Origin of the sequence: Bacillus sp. JJ1503 (genome assembly GCF_036965125.1) — a bacterium.
Taxonomy (GTDB): domain Bacteria; phylum Bacillota; class Bacilli; order Bacillales; family Cytobacillaceae; genus Cytobacillus.
The window spans coordinates 1-2,951 of record NZ_JBALOZ010000415.1 but is presented as its reverse complement, the minus strand read 5'-3'; the positions used below and the strand labels follow the sequence as shown (position 1 = coordinate 2,951).

The following is a 2,951-nucleotide window of genomic DNA, read 5'->3' as shown; positions in this document are numbered from 1 at the left end:
GGAAATTTTTATAATTGATTATTAGTAAGTAATTCCAAAATATTATTGGATAAGTCCAATTACTGAGGAGCACGATTATGAAATGGAAATGAGTCTATCGAATCAAAGCAGACATAAAAGATACGAAATGTTAGAACTTGAAAAAAGCCTTCGAAATGCAATCGAACTAGATGAACTATTCTTACATTATCAGCCCAAACTCAGCCTGACTTCAGGGAAAATCATAGGAATTGAAGCATTGATTCGCTGGAATCATCCAAAGAAAGGGGTTATTTCACCTGCAGAGTTTATTCCCCTTGCGGAAGAATCAGGACTTATCATACCTATTGGAGAATGGGTTTTGAGAACTGCTTGTATGCAAAATAAAGCCTGGCAGGATATAGGCCTTTCGCCTGTAGTTATTTCAGTAAATCTATCGGTTCGCCAGCTTTATCAACCTAATTTAGTTGAGGTTGTTAAGAGAATAATAGATGAAACTGGTCTTTCCCCTGAATTCCTTGAACTTGAGATAACCGAGAGTATGTTGATGGATATCCAACATGGCATCAAGGTTTTGAAGGAATTAAAAAGCATTGGCGTTCAAATTAGTTTGGATGATTTCGGAACAGGGTATAGCTCACTTGATCGCTTAAAGGCGCTCCCTATCAATAAATTAAAAATTGATCAATCTTTTATTCGGAATTGTACAGAAGACAAAAATGATGCAGCTATTGTAAAAACGATTATTGCGATGGCCCATGAATTAAAACTTGAGGTCGTTGCCGAAGGGGTTGAATCAAAAGACCACTTAATTTTTCTTCAGCAAAATTTATGTGATCATGCTCAAGGGTATTTATTTAGTAAACCTTTACCCATGAACCAGGTTGTACGCAAATTCGGTGAAATAGAACAAATAATAACTAAAAATGGAATTCCTAAAGAACTATCAGATAAAAAAAGGCTAGAAGAAGCGCTGCAACTCGCTCGTCAGGAGTTAGCAGAAACAGTCAGGCAACAGCAAGGTATGATTTTCAAATTCACTAAGAAGAATGGAAAATTCATTCATACAATATGTGATGGTGAATTACTTTATCGAATGGGTTTAGTTCCAGAACAAATTATTGGTCGGGAGCTAAGTGACTTCCTTCCTTCTAACTTCGCTGAAGTGAAAGATAAATGTTATCAGAGGGCCTGGGATGGTGAGAATAATGTCACATATGAATGTGAAGTAAACAAAATTGAATGCATTGTGTCATTACGCCCTATTCTAAGAGACGGACAAGTGGTTGAAGTTATTGGTTCATGTGTTGATATTACAGAGATGAAGAAGGTCAAGGAAGCCTTAAAGCAGAGTGAATCCAACTTTCAACTCATTACTGAAAATATGACTGATTTGGTCACTGTCTGTGATGCAAATGGCAGAATTATTTATGCTTCTCCGTCCCATAAAAAAGTATTGGGATTTATTCCGACAGAAGATGAACAAAGTAAAGAAAAAAGCTGGGTTCACCCAGACGATATCCCACATATTGAAAAACAGTATAATCAAATTGTAACAAGGAAAACGCTCGGTCAAATAGAGTTTCGTGTTAGGCATCAGGATGGTCATTGGTTTTATGTAGAAGCTCAATTTAACCCTGTAATCGGAGATAATGGAGAATTGGAATCTATTATTGTTGTAGGACGAGATATTTCGGAAAGAAAGAAAGTAGATGAATTCATACAAAAGAAGGAAACCCTGTCCGTCATCGGACAATTAGCCGCAGGTATTGCACACGAAATTAGGAATCCTCTTACTGCAGTAAAAGGCTTTCTTCAAATGATGCAGCAGGAAATAGACAAAGCCAAATATATCGATATTATGTTATCTGAGATTCATGATATTGAAAAGGTTATTAAAGAGTTCCTAACGCTGGCTAAGCCACAAGCAATTCAAACGTTGGAAACGGATATAAATGATTTGATACAAAAGGTTGTTACATTAATTAGTACACAAGCCATTCTAAAAAACATTAAAATTGTCCAAAAGATTAATCCCGAATTACCACTGATCTATTGTGATAATTATCAAATTAAGCAGTTATTAATAAATATTCTTCAAAATTCTATTCAAGCGGTGGACAATGGTGGACATATCACAATTCGAGCAACATGGGATGGTTCAGAACAAATTAAAATCCGTGTTATTGATAAAGGTTGTGGCATTTCTAAAGATCGAATGAAAAGAATATTTGAACCATTCTATAGCACAAAAGAAAAGGGAACAGGAATTGGATTAATGATTTGTCACAAAATTATTCAGGATCACGGCGGAACCATACATATTGATAGTGAACTAAATATAGGGACAACCATTGACATTGTTTTGCCTATTAGAGCGCCTATAAATAATGGAAGTATTAATCTGTGTTAAAGGTTTTTGTCCATGATAAATCATGCTATCTTTGTTAATTTAGTAAGCACTCCAAAGTAGTAGCGTAGGGATTTAGAAAGAGGAAATTAGAAATAATGTAAAAAGATTAGTAGAGTCGTACTAACAACAATTTTTCTTATTGGTTGGTTATGCTATATAAAATACAATATTTTATTAAAGAATATAGATCTAATTTTTACTTATTATCAATGATGGTAAGATAATTTATTTGCGGGTTTAACAGATCGAATTGAGAAAAACATAGTTGCAGGAATAGCTGCATTTAGATTGAGAAATGTAGAAAAATGTGGAAATTTGGCGAATTTTATCGAAAAAAGTATTTACATGGTAATAATAAACTGTTAGCATATAGTTATATTTGACTATTATATTATTAATCTTTGTACACTTTTGTAATTAGAATAGGTATTTTTGCTCATCTTCATATAAGAGTCGGCCGACTTAATACCTAATATAATTTGTCATGTAAATCACTAGATATACATGATTTCACAAAACAATATTCTAATTGCTATTTGTACTTTGGTCTAAATGCCAC

1 protein-coding gene is annotated in these 2,951 nt (G+C 33.9%); it reads left to right on the top strand.

Annotated elements, in window-relative coordinates; genetic code table 11:
- Positions 1-82 precede the first annotated feature (82 nt).
- Complete coding sequence (locus tag V7149_RS24125) at positions 83-2,392, top strand: EAL domain-containing protein (RefSeq protein ID WP_335348112.1); 2,310 nt, start codon at positions 83-85, stop codon at positions 2,390-2,392.
- The last annotated feature ends 559 nt before the right edge of the window (positions 2,393-2,951 follow it).

Coding starts and splice junctions, on each gene's coding strand:
- V7149_RS24125 (WP_335348112.1), top strand. CDS start 83: ATGGAAATGAGTCTATCGAATCAAAGCAGACATAAAAGATACGAAATG.